Origin of the sequence: Micromonospora sp. NPDC005710, from assembly GCF_040630995.1 — a bacterium.
In the GTDB taxonomy this organism is placed as follows: Bacteria; Actinomycetota; Actinomycetes; order Mycobacteriales; family Micromonosporaceae; genus Micromonospora.
Map to the genome: position 1 here is coordinate 102,622 of NZ_JBEXYP010000019.1, position 16,255 is coordinate 118,876.

Below are 16,255 nucleotides of genomic sequence, written 5' to 3' on the forward strand. Positions count from 1 at the left end.
TTGCCGTAGCCGGACCGGCACGGGGGCGCTCCTGATGGACCTGCTCCGCCAATTGCGCCACGTGCGTCGGCACTGGTGGGTCGCGCTGGTCACGGTCATGGTGGCTCTCGGCGTCTCGGCGTTCCTGACCGTACGGGCCCAACCTCGGTACGTCGCCTCGGTGACCTTCTTCGTCACCACCCCCAGCACCGGTGTCACCGACGCCTACCAGGGCGGGCTCTTCCTCCAGCAACGCGTCAAGTCGTACGCTGACCTGCTCAGCAGCGACCGGCTGGCGCAGAGCGTGGTGGCCGAAACTCCGGTCGGCCTCACCGCCGACGAGGTGCAGCGCCGGGTGAGCACCTCCACCGAGACCGGCACCGTCCTGCTGCGGGCGACGGTCACCGACACCGACCAGACCCGCGCGTTGCGGGTGACGGAGACCCTCGCCAAGAAGTTCGTCGAACTCGTCGAGAAGGTCGAGACGACGCCGGAGGGCAAGACGCCGATCAAGATCGAGATGGTCAGTGGCCCGCGGGTCAGCGCCAACCCCGTCTCGCCGCAACCGGTCCGCAACCTCACCCTCGGTGGCCTGGTCGGCCTGATCCTCGGCATCGGCCTGGCGATCCTGCGCGGCGTCGCCGACGTCCGACTGCGCGACGCCGCCGGCCTGCAACGCGCCACCGGCAGCCCGCTGCTCGGTGAGATTCCGTTCGAGGCCAACGCCCGCAGCGCCCCGCTGATCGTCGGAGACGCCGCGACCTCGGCACGCGCCGAGGCGGTGCGCAAGCTGCGCACCAACCTGCGTTTCGTGGACGTCCACGAGCCGGCCCGGGTCATCGCTGTGACAAGCGCCCTGCAGGGTGAGGGCAAGACCACGCTCTCCTGCAACCTGGCGATCGCGCTGGCCGAGGCCGGCTGGCGGGTGCTGCTCGTCGACGCCGACCTTCGTCGCCCGAAGGTCGACGACTACCTGGGCCTGGACGCCGGCGTCGGCCTCACCGACGTGCTGGTCGGCGACGTGAAGGTGGGCGACGTCGTGCAGCGCTGGGGAGACAAGTCGCTGCTGGTGCTGCCCAGCGGGTCGGCCCCGCCGAACCCGAGCGAGCTGCTCGGCTCCAAGGCCATGTCGGACCTGCTGCTGGCGCTTCGCGAGTCGGCGGACATCGTGATCATCGACACCGCGCCGCTGCTCGCGGTGACTGACGGCGTGGTGGTGGCGGTGCAGGCCGACGGCGCGCTGCTGGTGACCCAGCAGGGCCGTACCTCACGGACCCAGGTGGCCGCGGCGGCCCGGTCGCTGCACTCGGTCTCGGTCCGCCTGCTCGGCTGCGTGCTCAACATGGCGAAGGTGGCGAAGGCGGAGGCGTACCAGTACGAGGCCTACCGGGTGGTCGCCTCGACCGCCGAGGCGTCGGTGCCGGCCGACCGGGCCGCGTCCGGCCGGCACAGCGCGACAGCCGACGGGGTCAACGGCGTCCCCGACCACACCCAGGAACTCACCCGGCTGCCCCGATGAGCGCGGCGAGGGGTCGCAGCGACCGTTCGATCTCCTCGGCGCAGCGTCGGAAGTCGGCCACCGTGCCGCCGATCGGGTCCCGAAGGTCGTCCTCGTCCGGGGCGGCGGGTTGCAGCCGTCCCCGGGCCTGGGCGGCGGCGGCGATCGCCGCCCGCAACGGGTCGTCGGCCGACTCGGTGGGCGGTTCGGCCGCCGCGGCCAGCCGGCCGAACTGGCGCAGCGTGAACGTCCGGTGCAGCGCCCCCGGCGCCAACGCGGTGCAGACCGAGCGTTGGCGTCGGGTCGCGGTCAGCACGAGCGTCGCGTCGACCAGGTACTCCTGGCGCAACCCCCGGGTCCGGAACGCCGCCGGGTCCGGGCCGCTCTCGGTCGCGACCTCCATCGCGTACGGGTGCATGGCCAGGCCGTCGATCGCGTCGGTGCCGGCGCTCGCCACCTCGACGGGTCGGTCGGCCAGCAGCCGGCGGGCCAGGTACTCCGCCATCGGCGACCGGCACAGGTTGGCGTGGCAGACGAACAACACGCGATCGGCCATCGGTGCCCCTCTCATCGGTACGGACACGGGCGCCCGCACCGCGGGGGCGGTACGTCGACGCCGGTGGTCGTGCGGGGAGGGGTTGTCGGCATCGTACGCGCGCCGGGCGCGCACCGGTCGTGGTGCCGCGCCGGCCGTCGGCGATCCCGGCGGGACGGAGGCGTACCGGTGAAGATCGGCATTCTCTCGTACCACTTCCCGCCCGAGCCGGCCTTCATCCCGGGGAGCCTCGCCGAGGAGTTGGCAGCGCGTGGGCACGAGGTGCGCGTCCTCACCGGCTTCCCGGACTACCCGGGTGGGCACGTCTATCCCGGCTGGCGCCAGCGCTGGTACCACGAGACGCACAGCCAACGGCTGAGCGTCCGACGGGTGCCCCGGTACCCCGGGGGCTCGGCGTCCGTGGGCGGCCGGATGGCCAGCTACCTCTCCTTCGCCGGCAGCGCGGGCCTTGTCGCTCGCCGGTTCCTCGGCGACGTGGACGCGCTCTACGTCTTCCAACTACCGGCGACCACGTTCGCCGCCGCCGGGGTGCTCCGGTTGCTCGGGCGGGTGCCGGCGGTCCTGCACGTGCAGGACGTCTGGGCCCGCGACGGCGCGGACGAGAGGGGCGAGGGTCGCTGGGCGGCTCGGATGGGCAACACGATGACCCGGCTCTACCGGACCGCGGCGCGAATCGCTGTCGCCGCGCCGTCGATGCGGGACCTGGTGGTCGCCGCCGGCGCCGACCCGGCCCGCGTCCAGTTGGTGCTGAACTGGACCGACGAGCGGATCTTCCACCCGGCGACGCCCGGAGCGGCGGCCCGCCAACTGATCCGTCGGGACGGTCGGTGCGTGGTGATGCACGCCGGGACGATCGGGGCGCGGCAGGGGCTGGAGACAGCGGTCCGGGCGGCCGCGGCACTGGACCGGACGATGGATCTGGTCCTGGTCGGTTCGGGCGCGGCGGAGCGGCGGGTGCGAGGGCTCGCCGCCGAGCTGGGCGCGGAGAACGTGCGCTTCCTGGAGCGGCGATCGCCCGTCGACATGCCCGAGCTGTACGCCGCCGCCGATTATCAGCTGGTCATGTCGCGGGACCTTCCGGAGCTGCGCGGCACGGTGCCCGGCAAGCTCCAGGCCGCGCTCTCGTGTGCCGCACCGGTGATCGCGTCGGCCGGCGGGGACACTGCTGAGCTGGTCGAACGGGTTCGGGCCGGGCTGTCCTGCCCACCTGAGGACTGGGCGGCGCTTGCCGACAGGTTCTGGTTGGCCGCCACCATCCCGCCGCCGACCCGCACCGAGATGGGTCGCCGGGGGCGCGCCGCGTACCTGCGCGAGATGTCGCTTCCCGCCGGCGTGGACCAGATCGAACAGCTGTTGCACGAGGCGGCGGGACGCGTCGCGCAGCCCGCTGCGGAGCCGCGAAGGAAACTCGCTTAAAGGACGACAACCGCGATAACGGTACGAAGTTCCCTCGAACGTGCTAAGAACGTCAGGGAATCGACAGTCTGTCCGGTTCCGCGAACGGAGTGTGGTGTGACGGTGAGCGAACGACCGATCCGGCAGCGGAGCCGGTCCCGGCGTCGTCGGCGAGCCCGACTGCGACGGGCCCTCCTTGGCGCCCTGGTGGTCGGCTCGCTGCTGCTGGCGACCGGTGGCTGGATCGGCTTCCGCGGCTGGCAGGCCCGCACTCACCTGCTCAATGCCGCCGGCCTGGCCCGGGAGTTGAGCGCCCAGATCGTCGGTGGGGACACCGACCGCGCCCTGCGCACGCTCGCCGCCCTCCAGGAGCAGGCCGGCGCGGCCCGGACGGCGACGGCCGACCCGAGTTGGCAACTCGGACGACGTACGCCGATCGCCGGCGACGACCTCGACGCCGTCGCGCAGATCGCGGTGGCCATCGACGAACTGGCCCGACACGCGTTCCCGACCCTGCTCCGGACGGACCTGACCACCCTCGTGCCGTCCGGCGGTCGGGTGGACCTCGCCCGGCTCGCCGCCGTCTCCGCGCAGCTCACCGACGTCCACGACTCGGTGCAACGGACACGCCAGAACCTGGCGGCGGTGCACGCCGACGGTCTGGTCAGCCAGATCCGGCAGGCGCTCACCGACCTGCGCGACGAGATCGACCGGCTGGCCAGCCTGACCACCGCCGCCGACCAGGGAGCCCGCCTGCTCCCGCCGCTGCTCGGCGCGAACGGCCCACGCCGCTACCTGCTCGTGTCGCAGAACCTCGCCGAGTTGCGCGCCACCGGCGGCATGTTCGGCGCCTACGCCATGATCGAGGCGGAGAACGGCACTGTGAAGATGGGCAAGCAGGGCAGCAGTGCCTCGCTCGGCCGGTTCACCCCGGCGGTGAAGGTGCCCGCCGAGACCCGCGCCCTCTGGACGGACCTGCCCGGCATCTACCCCGCCGACGTCAACCTGTCCCCGCACTTCCCGACCGCCGCGGCGCTGTACCGCGAGATGTTCCGCCGCAGCACCGGCACCACTGTCGACGGGGTACTCGCCGTCGACCCGGTGGTGCTGTCCTACCTGCTCAAGGCGACCGGCCCGGTGCTGGTGCCCGGCGGGGTTCCGCTCGCCAGCGAGAAGGTCGTGCAGACCCTGCTCAACGACAGCTACCAGCGCCTCGACGTCAAACAGCAGGACGACTTCTTCGCGGCCTCGGCCGCCTCGGTGTTCGACACCTTCTTCAAGAAGAATGTCAACCCACGGGTGTTGTTGTCCGCATTTGACCGTGCTATCACCGAACGACGGATATTGTTCTGGAGTGCCCGACCTGAGGAACAGCGGACGTTCGGCGAGAGCCGGATGGCCGGGACGCTTCCGGAACAGGACACCGTGCCCACTGTCGGCGTGTTCCTCAACGACGGCAGCGGCGCGAAGCTCGGCTACTACCTGCGGGCGACGGCGAACCTGACGGTCGGCGAGTGCCGGTCCGACGGCCGCCGTGAGCTACGGCTGCGGGTGACCCTGCGCTCGACGGCACCGAAGTCGGGACTCAGCGAATCCGTGCTGGGTCTGGGCCTGGCTGGCGATCCGTACACCGCCCGCACCTTGGTGTCGATCTTCAGCCCGGCCGGTGGTGCGGTGCTGGAGGCCCGACTGGACGGGGCCGAGACGGCGCTTGGCAGTGGCACCGAACGCCGCCGCCAGGTGGCGACGGCCAGCGTCGACATCGGCCCCGGCGTCGAGCGGGCGCTGGAGGTCACCGTCCTGACGGCCAAGACCGGCGTCGGACAGGCCGAGCTGTGGCTGACCCCCACTGCCAGCCCTTGGACCACCCAAGTTCATTCCGCACCAAGCTGTGATCAGTAGGAGGGAACCAAATTATGCGGCTATCCCGCATCATCATGGCGCTCACGGTCGGCCTGGCCGTGGTGGCCGTGCCGACGGCAGCCGGGGCGGCAGCGCCGCAGCCGACGCCGAGCGCGACCACCGACCCGCCGCAACCGCCGCCGTACCCGCCGACCGCCGCGTCGCTGACCGTCAACCGTCCGACGATCTACCTCGGCGAGACGGTGGTGCTGACCGGCACCAACTTCGGCCCGAACGAGACCGTCGACATCAACGTGACTGTCACGCCGCAGGCTGCTCCGGCCCGCGGTGCGGCTCCGGCTCGGCGCAGCGACGGCAGCACCGTGGCCATGGCTCCGGTGGCCTACCAGGCGAGCGCGCCCCTGCACTTCACGGCCTACACGAACGGCCAGGGCCGCTTCACCAAGAGCTACAAGCCGTCGGTGACGGGTCTGCTGACCTTCACCGCCACCGGTCGGGAGTCCGGCCGTACGGCCAGCACCGAGCTGCGGGTGCTGCACAAGAAGCAGCCGCTGCCCGTCACCGGTGACAGCATCGGCACGCCCATGAAGCTTGGTGGCGGCCTGGTCGGCGCCGGAGCGGTCATGCTGCTGCTGACCCTGGCCTGGCGTCGCCGCCAGCGCTTCGGTGGTGCGGCGCACTAGTCCACTCCACCGGGCTGCGCCCGGGTCGCACGGAAGCTGGCGCCCGTCGGATCATTCCGACGGGCGCCAGCTCGTCCGTTTCGTCGGTTTCATGTGCGTGGCCGCGCCGTGATCGACTCGCGTTCCTTGATGTCGGGGTGTCCTGCCGTCCGGGATGCCCCGGTTTCCGTGAACGCGAGTGGATCACGCGGGTGCGGGCCGGTTGCACGCCGTCGTGTCGGGGTGGTGTGGGTGGTTTGTCCGGTGTCGGGTGGTGTGGGGGTGTGACCGGGTGCACCGGTGGGCTGGAATCATGGCCCGGCCGGGGTCGTTACACACCCTGACGATCGCAGCACCACCGCCGGCCTCCGGCCTGGTCACCCGGGTGGGAATGCCCGCCACCCCCCGGTCGTTACAGTCCCCACGAACGACCGCAGGCACCACCACGACGAGGGTGCCGACGGGCGGGCCGACCCCGGAATGACCCAGGCCCCCGGGTCGTTACGGTTCCGGCGCCGCGAGCCCTCCGGCTTGCCAGGTCGCCGACCTCCCAAACTTTTTCCCCGTTTGTTCGTGCAGCGCCGGACGAGGTGCTCACACCCCTTGCCACCGCCCCCTCTTTGGTGGTGGGGGGTGTTCTACCCCCGAAGGAGCTACCCCTGATGAACACGATGTTCCGTAAGAGCATGCTGTCTGTTGCTGGTCTCGCGTTCGCCGGTGGTGTGTTCGCCGGCCCGATCGCCGCCCACGCCAACCCGGTGGACGCCAAGCCCGTCGCGGTGGCCGTGCAGTCCGCCGCGCCGAAGCCGCAGGGCGACCAGTCCCACCTCACCCTCAACGACGAGCAGACCGCCAACGTCAAGGCGATCATCGCCGCGACGAAGAAGGCCGGCCTGCCCGAGCGGGCCGCGGTGATCTCCATCGCCACGAGCCTGCAGGAGTCGAAGCTGGTCAACCTGGGCCACCTCGGCGACGCCAACGACCACGACTCTTTGGGCCTGTTCCAGCAGCGCCCCACCAGCGGCTGGGGCACCCCCGAACAGATCACCAACTCCGAGTACTCCACGACGGCGTTCCTGAAGGGTTTGCAGCAGGTCGACGGGTGGCAGGACATGCCCCTGACCCAGGCGGCGCAGACCGTGCAGGTCTCCGCGTACCCGGACGCCTACGCCCAGTGGGAGCAGCAGGCCACCGACCTCGTCAGCCAGCACTGGAACAGCTGACCCGAAGCACAGCACGCCAGCACGACCCGTACGACCCGTACGACCCGTACGACCCGTACGACCCGTACGACCCGTACGACCCGTACGACAGAGCAGCACAGCACCACACCGACCGCTGGCCGGCACCCGCAACCCGGGGTGCCGGCCAGCGGCGTACCCCGGTCAGGTCTTGTGGTTGTGGCTCCGCCAGATGTCGATCAGCGCGGTGATCAGCGCGAGCGTGATGATGACGGTGGCCAGGATGAGGGACTGTTCGAAGGCGGAGGTCCAGTCACCGCGGCTGTCGGCGAGCTTCGAGAAGAACAGCGAGCCGACGGCGGCGATGCCGGCGGCGGCACCGATCCGCTGACCGGTCTGGAGCATGCCGGCGCCGCTGCCGGCCTGCCCGACCGGAACCTCGGAGAGGGTGATCGTCTGGTTGGGGGCGATCACCAGCCCGCTGCCGATGCCGGCGATGAGTAGCGGGCCGGTGGTGACCCAGGGCGCCGGGGCGTCCGGGAAGAGTCGCAGTGCGATGACGGTGGCGGCCAACCCGATCACGACGGTGAGCAGTCCGATGGCGACGAGTGGTCGGCCGAAGCGGTTGACGATGCGCCCACCGAGTACGGCGGCGGCCGCCGAGCCGAGGGCGAAGGGGGTAATGGCCAATCCGGCGACGAGCGCGCTGTAGCCGAGGCCCATCTGCAGGAACAGGGTGAAGATGAAGAAGATCGCGGTGAAGCCGCCGAAGTAGACGAGCGCCAGGATCGATCCCAGGGTGTACGACTGGAAGCTGAACAGTCGAAGGTCGAACAGGGGTTGGTGCTGGCGTCCGTACCGTCGCTCCCAGAGCCCGAAGGCGACGAGCACCGCCAGGCCGGCCGGGATGAGCGCCCATTTCCAGGGGGTCTTCCACTGTTGTTCCTGCACGAGTGGCAGCAGGACAAGCACGACGCCGACGCCGAGCAGGAGGACGCCGACGGGGTCGAGTCGATGCCAGCCGGGTTGACCGCTGGGGCGGCCGGGCAGCAGCCGCCAGCCGAGGATCACCGCGAGGATCCCGACGGGCACGTTGACGAAGAAGACCCAACGCCAGCCGTGTTCCTCTCCGCCGACGGCGATGAGCAGCCCGCCGAGCAGTGGCCCGACGGCGGTGGAGATGCCGATGGTGGCGCCGAGCAGCCCGAACGGGCGGGCGCGTTCGGGCCCGCGGAACAGTTGCTGGATCATCCCGATGACCTGCGGGTTGACGATGCCGGCGGCGGCGCCCTGCAGTAGTCGGGCGATGACCAGCCAGGTCGGGGAGGTGGCGAGCCCGGCGAGCGCGCTGGTGATGGTGAACAGCGCGATGCCGAAGACGAACGCGTTGCGCCGACCGCGGGCGTCGCCGAAACGGCCGGCGGGCACCAGCACGAGGCCGAAGGTGAGCGCGTACCCGGAGAGGATCCACTGCAGATCGCTCGACGACGCGTGCAGCGCCCGGTCGATCGACGGCACGGCGACGTTGACGATGCTGACGTCGAGCAACGTCATGAACGCGGCGACGAGTCCGACGCCGACGGCCTGCCAACGTCGGCGGTTGTCGGCGTCGGTCACCGGCGTCGGCGCCGTGCTCATCGTGCCCCCCGTCGGCCCTCGGTCGTGCGTGGTGGACTTCCACCCGGGTCTTCGGGGGGCGAACCGTGCCGGCTGGCTGCGCGGCTCACGCCATCTGGCGGGCGCAGAACCGGGGGCCGAAGTCGAGGCCGGCCATCGGTGAGTCCTCGCGGTGCAGCAGGCCCTTCTCGGTGAGCAGGTGCAGGGGGCTGACCACCTGCTCCTCGGTGAACCCGGACTCTTCGGCGATCAGGTCCGGGTAGGGCACCTGGCCGCGTGCCTCCAGGGTGGTGACCGCCTGGTACACCCGTTGCTCGGCCTCCGACAGTTGCACCTGCTGCATGGTTCCTCCTCTGCTCGTCCGCCACTGCGGTGGCGGTTGCCGGGCGGGGGTTACCCCCTGGGTGCCCGAAGATGCACACCCGATCGGGCGGTCGCGACGGCGGGCGGGTCCGGCGGGCGTGGCGGGGCGGTGCCCTAGGCTGCTTCCGTGATCATGTGGGATCTCGTCGTCGTCGGTGCGGGCCCCGCGGGGCTGTCCGCGGCGCACGCCGCTGCCCGTGCGGGCGTCTCCACCCTTGTGGTCGAGCGAGCCGTGCACCCGAGGTACAAGACCTGCGGCGGTGGCCTGATCGGCACCTCGCTGGCGGCCGTCCAGGATCGGATCGACGTGCCCGCGCACGACCGGGTGGACCGGGTGACGTTCACCCGCGACGGCCGCCGGGAGTTCACCCGCCGCCACGACAGTCCGGTGGTGACGATGGTGCGCCGGGAGGAGTTCGACGACCGGCTGCGCGCGGCGGCGGTCGCCGCGGGTGCGCAGGTGCGGGAGCGGGTCGCGGTCCGCGCGATCGAGCAGGACCCCGAGGGGGTACGCCTGCGGCTGGCCGACGGTACGACGATCGCGGCGCGTGCCGTGGTCGGGGCGGACGGCTCGTCGGGGGTGACCGCCCGGCACGTCGGGGTGCGGTATCGGCAGGTGGATCTGGGTCTGGAGTTGGAGATTCCGGTGCCGCCCGCCGAGCAGGATCGGTGGCGGGGTCGGCTGCTGCTGGACTGGGGCGACATGCCGGGCTCGTACGCGTGGGTCTTTCCCAAGGGTGACCGGTTGACAGTCGGCGTGATCGCCGGTCGGGGCGCGGGGGAGGGGACCCGGGACTACCTGCGACGGTTCGTCGACCGGTTGGGTCTGACCGGGTTGCCGGCGGAGCACGACTCCGGTCACCTGACCCGTTGCCGTACGGAGGATTCACCGTTGCGTAACGGCCGGGTGCTTGTCGTGGGCGATGCGGCGGGTCTGCTGGAGCCGTGGAGCCGGGAGGGCATCAGCTTCGCGTTGCGCTCCGGTGAGCTGGCGGGAGCGGCGGTCGCGGCCGGTGATCTGGCCGGGTACGAGCGGGCGGTGGCGGAGCGTCTGCTGCCGGAGATGCGGGCCGGGTTCCGGCTGCTCGACGTGTTCACCCGCCGCCCTGACGTGTTCCACGCCCTGTTGGCGACCCCGCCGGGCTGGCGGATGTTCGTGCAGTTCTGCCAGGGGCGGGCGAGCTTCGACGAGATGCTGGGCCGTCGCCCCATCCGGGTCGCCCTCGCGGTGCTCGACCGGTTGTCGCATCGGTCGCGCCAGGCCACCACCGCTCACCCAGGATCCTAGGACGCTCTACGGGGTGTGCGCGCGGCTACTGGTGTCGAGCGATCCGGTCGACGGACAATCAGGGCGGAGCAGGAGGAGACGCTGATGGCCGAGCAGCCGTTCACCGACGACGAGTACGCGTTTCTGCGCCACGCGCGGTTCGGGGAGTTGCCGCCCGCCGTCCGCCCCGACGAGCGGGTGGCGTTGACCGAGACAGATCCTGGGCGCGACCGGCCGGAGGAGTCCGAGGACCCGATCCGCTGGAACGTGCAGGGCTGAGAACGGGCGACGGGCCGCGGGTGTCGCCACCCACGGCCCGTCGACGGGTGGTGATCAGAAGACCGGCACGCCCTCGCGCACCAGTCGCCAGTTCTGCTGGAAGAAGTCGGCCGGGTCGATCGTCCCCCTGGCCTGCGCCCAGTCGATGAGCAGCTGCCGGATTTCCTGCTGCGCGTTGTAGACCTGGGTCTTCACGATGCCGGGGAAGTTGCCGCCGCCACTGCGCCGGTAGTTGTTCACCGCCACCACGAACTGGGCGTTGTCCGCCACCGGAGTGTCGGTGCCGGCCAGGACCAGTCGGGTGATCCGCTGCCCGACCGGCTTGGAGATGTCGATGTCGTAGTCCAGGCCGGAGAAGACGTCGTAGTTGTAGTCCGGCACCGCCGGGTCACTGATCTGCTCCGGGTCGGCCGGCGCGCCCGGCGCGAGGGTGCGGAAGAACTTCGCCGAGTACTCCAGGTACGCGCGCACCTCGGCGCCGCTGAGCACGACCGCCTCCAGGGTGTTGTCGTACACGTACAGGCCGGCCACGTCGCGGATCTTCACGTCGCCGGCGGGGAAGACGGCGGTCCGGCTGAACGGTGCCGCGATCGACAGCACCGGCAGGTCCGCGTACGCGGTGCCGGCCAGCGCCGCGCCGACCACCTCGGTCTGTACGTGGTTGATGAAGTCCAGGATCGGCGTGTCCTTGTACCGCGACTCCGCCGCGGACAACTCGACAGTGGACTGCGCCACCACCTGGTTGACGTACGCCACTGTCTTCTGGTGCTGGGCCCGTACGGCGGCGAGCACCTTCGGGTCCTCGACCACGGTGTTGGTGTTCAGCATGGTGGCGGCCTTCTTGGTGATCGTCCACCGGCCGTGCTCCCGGGCGAGGGTGAAGTCCATCCGGGTGAGCCGCTGGCCCCACTTCGACGGCTCGGAGAGCAGCACCTGCGTGCCGGTGCGCTCGTTGGTGACGAACCGCTCGACCACCTCGTTGTGCGCGTGGCCGAAGAGGATCGCGTCGATCCCCGGCACCTGCTGGGCGATGAGCGCCACCGGGTTCTCGTTCGGCAACTCCGGGCCGTAGCTGGAGGTGCCGCTGTCCCCGCCGTGCGCGGAGATCAGCACGACATCCGCACCCCGGGCCCGCATGATCGGCACCCACTTCGCGGCGGTCGCGATCATGTCGTCGAAGCGCAGCTTGCCCTCGACGTTGCCCTTGTCCCAGATGGCCACCCCGGGGTTGGTCAACCCCAGGATGCCGACCCGCAGGGTCGGCGCGGCGAACCCGAGGGAGACCTTCTTGATGACGTACGGCAGGAAGGCGGGCTTGCCGGTCTTCGCGTTGACGGCGTTCGCGGCGAGCGCCGGGAAGCCGAGCTGACGGATCCACAGGTCCAGCAACGGGAGACCGTAGTTGAACTCGTGGTTGCCCAGCGTCACCGCGTCGTAGTCGATGACGTTCATGGCCCGCGCCATCGGGTGCTTCTCCCCGGTGGCGGTGATCGGCTCCTGCTTGGCGTAGTACGTCGCGAGGGGAGTGCCCTGGATCGTGTCGCCGGCGTCGAGCACGAGCGTCGCCTTGCCGCGCCGCTCCCGACGGATCTGGTTGATCAGGGTCGCCAGCTTCGCGACGCCGATGTCGTTGTGCTTGCTGTCGTCGTACTCGGCGTCGCGGTAGTAATCCCAGTTGTAGACGTTGCCGTGCATGTCCGACGTGCCCAGGAGGGTGAGGTCCCAGGTGCGCGGCCGGGGCTTGCCGGCCGCCTGCGCGGGCGCGGCGGCGATCAGCGGAGTGGTCGCCGCGGCCGCCGCGGCGACGAGCACCTGGCGGCGCGACGGGCCGGAAGGAGAGGTCATGACGTGCCTTTCCGTGGGGGTGGACGCGCCTCGTGAGCGCCTTGCGCACCCTAACCAGCGGTTGTCACTCCCGCCACGCCAGCCCCGAGGGTTGCGGCGGTTTTCGCAGGCCGACGCGGGGTAGGGCGGACCGGGACGAGGGTTCGCGGGAGACCCCCGCCTCCGTGCGCAGCGAGGAGATGTCAGTGAACGAGGACCAGCACACCCAGCAGGACCCGACCAGCCAGTACGGGCAACAGTCCGGTCAGCCCGCCCAGCAGCAGTCGGCGCCCGGCTCGACCGCCGAGATGAATCCCAAGCCGGACCACGGGGAGGAGTCGTACCGGGGCAGCGGCAAGCTCGACGGCAAGCGGGCGCTGATCACCGGCGGCGACTCGGGCATCGGGCGGGCGGTCGCGATCGCCTTCGCCCGGGAGGGCGCGGACGTGCTCATCTCCTACCTCGGCGAGGAGGAGGACGCCGACGCCCGGGAGACGGTCCGGCTGGTCGAGACCGCCGGCCGGCGGGGCGTCGCGGTCCGCGGCGACATCACCGACGAGGCGCACTGCCAGGAACTCGTCGACCGGGCGGTACGCGACCTGGGTGGCCTCGACATCCTGGTCAACAACGCCGCGTACCAGATGTCGCAGGACAAGGGGATCCTCGGCATCAGCACCGAGCAGTTCGACAGGGTGTTCAAGACCAATCTGTACGCGATGTTCTGGCTCTGCAAGGCTGCCGTCCCGCACCTGGCCGAAGGCTCGGCGATCATCAACACGTCGTCGATCCAGGCGTTCGACCCGTCGCCGCAACTGCTCGACTACGCCACCACGAAGGCGGGCATCGCCAACTTCACCAAGGCCCTCGCCGCCGACCTGGCCGAGCAGGGCATCCGGGTCAACGCGGTCGCACCGGGCCCGGTGTGGACGCCGCTGATTCCGTCCACCATGCCGGAGGAGAAGGTGAAGCAGTTCGGCACCGACACCCCGGAGGGTCGTCCCGGGCAGCCGGCCGAGTTGGCGCCGGCATACGTCTTCTTCGCCTCGCAGGAGTCCAGCTACGTCACCGGCGAGATCCTGGGGGTCACCGGCGGTCGACCGACCAAGTGATCCGTCGCCGGCGGCCTGGTGTTCAGCGGGGCCACGCGGCGAAGCGGTGCCGGACTCCGGCAACGTCGGCGGCGCCCAGGCCGTACCGGGCGAAGCGTGTGTCGGAGAGCCGGTCCAGGTAACGGCCCGCGGCGCGCACGTCGTCCGGGTCCAGCGCCGGGTCGACCTGCCGTGCCAACACCAACAGTTCGGTCACGTCGTACTGATCGAGGGCTGCTGCCACGTCGATGAAGTCGCGAACCTCGCGCCGGTTCACCAGCGCCGCGATCTTGTTGGCGACCAGGTCACGGACGTCCATCACCGGGCCGAGGTCCATCACCACAGGGCTCTGCTGGCGGTCCAACCGGGCGAGGCTGAGCCGGATCTGCCGCCCGTCCCGGCTCACCACGAAGTCCTTCATGTCCTGCTCGTACCCGTCGAACAGCTCGGCCAGCTCACTGTCCGGGTCGGCATCGCTGACGACGAACCCGGCCCGCTCCAGGGCCACGCGTACCCCGGCGGACGCCGCCGCCGCGGCACCCTCCACGTCCGCGAAGAGGTCGACGTCCTCCGTCGGCCGGGCGACCAGCCCGTGTGCCGCCCAGGCCACCCCACCACCCAGCACGAACCGGTACGGCCCGGCGGCGGCGAGCGCCACCCGGGCGACCTCCCGGTAGAACTCGTGCAGATGAGGTTCGATCACGCCGCGCGCAGGCCGCGGTGCCGGCTCTCCCACGCCTGGCGTACACCCCGAGGCAGGTTGAGCAGTCGCCACACCCGACGCAGCGTCCGCCCGTTGATGAGAGCGCGCAGATCGTCGGCCCGGGTGGTCTCGCGAAGCACGTTCTCGTACATCCAGAGCAGTTGGTCGGGGTCGCCGAGGTCGAACGTGCGCTCGGCGTTCCACATCAGTCGTACCGGTAGCTCCACCACGCCTCGGGTGGGACCGGCCAGCTCAGTCAGGGTCCGCGCCACCACAGCAGGGCGACCCGGGCGGGCCAGGAACGCCACGCCGGTCGCGGTGGGGGAGACGGCCTGCATGGTGTCAGGGTAACGCCCGCCGGAGCCGGTGTCGCTCAGGTCGACCGCAGCGCCCGGCGTGGGGCACGCGGGACGCGGCGTCATGACCTGAAACGGTGTCCGTTTACGTCGGTAATGCGCCCTGGCCCGGCCCATGATCGACTCGCGTTCCTTGATGTCGGGGTGTCCTGCCGTCCGGGATGCCCCGGTTTCCGTGATCCCGAGTGGATCACGCGGGTGCGGGCCGGTTGCACGCCGTCGTGTCGGGGTGGCGTGGGTGGTGTGGGTGGTTTGTCCGGTGTCGGGTGGTGTGGGGGTGTGACCGGGTGCACCGGTGGGCTGGAATCATGGCCCGGCCGGGGTCGTTACATACCCTGACGATCGCAGCACCACCGCCGGCCTCCGGCCTGGTCACCCGGGCTGGAATGCCAGCCACCCCCCGGTCGTTACAGTCCCCACGAACGACCGCAGGCGCCGCCTCGACGAGGGTGCCGACGGGCGGGCCACCCCCGGAATGACCGAGGCCCCCGGTCGTTACACAGGGTCCCGGCGCCGCGAGCCCTCCGGCTTGCCAGGTCGCCGACCTCCCAAACTTTTTCCCCGTTTGTTCGTGCAGCGCCGGACGAGGTGCTCACACCCCTTGCCACCGCCTCCCGTTTGGTGGTGGGGGGTGTTCTACCCCCGAAGGAGCTACCCCCATGAACACGATGTTCCGGAAGAGCATGCTGTCTGTTGCTGGTCTCGCGTTCGCCGGTGGTGTGTTCGCCGGCCCGATCGCCGCTCACGCCGCTACCCCGGCCGTGGACGCGAGGCCGGTCGCGGTGGCCGTGCAGTCCGCCGCGCCGAAGCCGCAGGGCGACCAGTCCCAGATCAGCCTCAACGACGAGCAGACCGCCAACGTCAAGGCGATCATCGCCGCGACGAAGAAGGCCGGCCTGCCCGAGCGGGCCGCGGTCATCTCCATCGCCACGAGCCTGCAGGAGTCGAAGCTGGTCAACCTGGGCCACCTCGGCGACGCCAACGACCACGACTCTTTGGGCCTGTTCCAGCAGCGCCCCACCAGCGGCTGGGGCACCCCCGAGCAGATCACCAACCCCGAGTACTCCACCACCGCGTTCCTGAAGGGTTTGAAGCAGGTCGACGGGTGGCAGGACATGCCCCTGACCGACGCCGCGCAGACCGTGCAGGTCTCGGCGTACCCGGACGCCTACGCCCAGTGGGAGCAGCAGGCCACCGACCTCGTCAACCAGCACTGGAACAGCTGACCCGAAGCACAGCACCACAGCACGACACCGCTGGCCGGCACCCGCAACCCCCGGGGTGCCGGCCAGCGGAACGTCCGTTTCCCCACGGGAGGCATATGTCGCGCTGATCATGGCCGCAGACCGCATGCCCGCTGCCCGGCAGAAGCGGACGCCGCGCGAGTCGATCGGCGGGCAACCCTCGGGCTACTGGGGACCGACGGCCAGCCCTCGGCCACCGGCGGGGGCGGGAACAACGTCGAGGTTGGGCTGGTTGTGGACAGTGTCGGTGTGACTCAGTGTCCCGGGCCTCACCTAATATTGCCTTCGCGGAATACCGTTCGGCTGGAGCCGCGTCGTGCCACTCGCCGAGAGGCGACCTGCACACCGACACCAGCGCCGCCCCCGGCTCACCGGCCGGG

Annotated in this window: 15 protein-coding genes; 9 read left to right on the forward strand and 6 right to left on the reverse strand. The window is 70.9% G+C overall.

Features of this window, described 5'->3' with window-relative positions:
* Positions 1-34: 34 nt before the first annotated feature.
* On the forward strand, positions 35-1,498 hold the full coding sequence (locus ABZ406_RS23805; RefSeq protein ID WP_357765534.1) for a polysaccharide biosynthesis tyrosine autokinase: 1,464 nt from the start codon (positions 35-37) through the stop codon (positions 1,496-1,498).
* Here the strand turns inward: ABZ406_RS23805 and ABZ406_RS23810 are convergent.
* Entirely contained in the window at positions 1,479-2,033 is a 555-nt protein-coding gene (locus ABZ406_RS23810; RefSeq protein WP_357765537.1) for a low molecular weight phosphatase family protein, read from the reverse strand. The genes ABZ406_RS23805 and ABZ406_RS23810 overlap by 20 nt on opposite strands.
* Before the next feature lie 168 nt (positions 2,034-2,201).
* Here ABZ406_RS23810 and ABZ406_RS23815 point away from each other — a divergent pair, with 168 nt between their 5' ends.
* The 4 genes from ABZ406_RS23815 to ABZ406_RS23830 all read left to right on the forward strand — a co-directional run bounded on the left by ABZ406_RS23815 (position 2,202) and on the right by ABZ406_RS23830 (position 7,176).
* Positions 2,202-3,449 (forward strand): glycosyltransferase family 4 protein, encoded by a 1,248-nt coding sequence (locus tag ABZ406_RS23815; protein WP_357765541.1) that lies wholly within the window; start codon positions 2,202-2,204, stop codon positions 3,447-3,449.
* Positions 3,450-3,551: 102 nt separating this feature from the next.
* Entirely contained in the window at positions 3,552-5,330 is a 1,779-nt protein-coding gene (locus tag ABZ406_RS23820; protein ID WP_357765544.1) for a DUF4012 domain-containing protein, read from the forward strand.
* A 14-nt stretch (positions 5,331-5,344) separates the two neighbouring features.
* Entirely contained in the window at positions 5,345-5,974 is a 630-nt protein-coding gene (locus tag ABZ406_RS23825) for a hypothetical protein (protein WP_357765547.1), read from the forward strand.
* Positions 5,975-6,615: 641 nt separating this feature from the next.
* Positions 6,616-7,176 carry a hypothetical protein gene (locus ABZ406_RS23830; protein WP_357765550.1) on the forward strand — a complete coding sequence of 187 codons (561 nt, stop codon included), beginning with the start codon at positions 6,616-6,618 and terminating at the stop codon, positions 7,174-7,176.
* A gap of 162 nt (positions 7,177-7,338) precedes the next feature.
* Here ABZ406_RS23830 and ABZ406_RS23835 read toward each other — a convergent pair whose 3' ends face one another.
* Positions 7,339-8,772, reverse strand: a complete 1,434-nt coding sequence (locus ABZ406_RS23835) for an MFS transporter (RefSeq protein WP_357765553.1) — start codon at positions 8,770-8,772, stop codon at positions 7,339-7,341.
* Between the two features lie 85 nt (positions 8,773-8,857).
* The gene (locus ABZ406_RS23840) at positions 8,858-9,094 is read right to left on the reverse strand and encodes a hypothetical protein (protein WP_357765555.1); all 237 of its coding nucleotides are present in this window, start codon (positions 9,092-9,094) and stop codon (positions 8,858-8,860) included.
* Between the two features lie 147 nt (positions 9,095-9,241).
* Here ABZ406_RS23840 and ABZ406_RS23845 point away from each other — a divergent pair, with 147 nt between their 5' ends.
* Positions 9,242-10,402, forward strand: a complete 1,161-nt coding sequence (locus tag ABZ406_RS23845) for a geranylgeranyl reductase family protein (RefSeq protein ID WP_357765560.1) — start codon at positions 9,242-9,244, stop codon at positions 10,400-10,402.
* Between the two features lie 84 nt (positions 10,403-10,486).
* Positions 10,487-10,660 (forward strand): hypothetical protein, encoded by a 174-nt coding sequence (locus ABZ406_RS23850; RefSeq protein WP_357765563.1) that lies wholly within the window; start codon positions 10,487-10,489, stop codon positions 10,658-10,660.
* A gap of 54 nt (positions 10,661-10,714) precedes the next feature.
* Here ABZ406_RS23850 and ABZ406_RS23855 read toward each other — a convergent pair whose 3' ends face one another.
* A complete protein-coding gene (locus tag ABZ406_RS23855) occupies positions 10,715-12,505 on the reverse strand; it encodes a 5'-nucleotidase C-terminal domain-containing protein (protein WP_357765566.1) in 1,791 nt (596 codons plus the stop codon).
* Between the two features lie 185 nt (positions 12,506-12,690).
* Between ABZ406_RS23855 and ABZ406_RS23860 the strand changes: the two genes are divergently transcribed.
* Entirely contained in the window at positions 12,691-13,593 is a 903-nt protein-coding gene (locus ABZ406_RS23860) for an SDR family oxidoreductase (protein ID WP_357765569.1), read from the forward strand.
* Positions 13,594-13,615: 22 nt separating this feature from the next.
* Here ABZ406_RS23860 and ABZ406_RS23865 read toward each other — a convergent pair whose 3' ends face one another.
* Both ABZ406_RS23865 and ABZ406_RS23870 read right to left on the reverse strand, forming a co-directional pair.
* Positions 13,616-14,275, reverse strand: coding sequence for a nucleotidyl transferase AbiEii/AbiGii toxin family protein (locus ABZ406_RS23865; protein ID WP_357765572.1), 660 nt, complete (start codon positions 14,273-14,275; stop codon positions 13,616-13,618).
* Complete coding sequence (locus ABZ406_RS23870) at positions 14,272-14,613, reverse strand: hypothetical protein (protein ID WP_355432776.1); 342 nt, start codon at positions 14,611-14,613, stop codon at positions 14,272-14,274. The genes ABZ406_RS23865 and ABZ406_RS23870 overlap by 4 nt, the downstream gene beginning before the upstream one ends.
* Positions 14,614-15,290: 677 nt before the next feature.
* Between ABZ406_RS23870 and ABZ406_RS23875 the strand changes: the two genes are divergently transcribed.
* Positions 15,291-15,857 (forward strand): hypothetical protein, encoded by a 567-nt coding sequence (locus ABZ406_RS23875; protein WP_357765575.1) that lies wholly within the window; start codon positions 15,291-15,293, stop codon positions 15,855-15,857.
* Positions 15,858-16,255 lie beyond the last annotated feature (398 nt).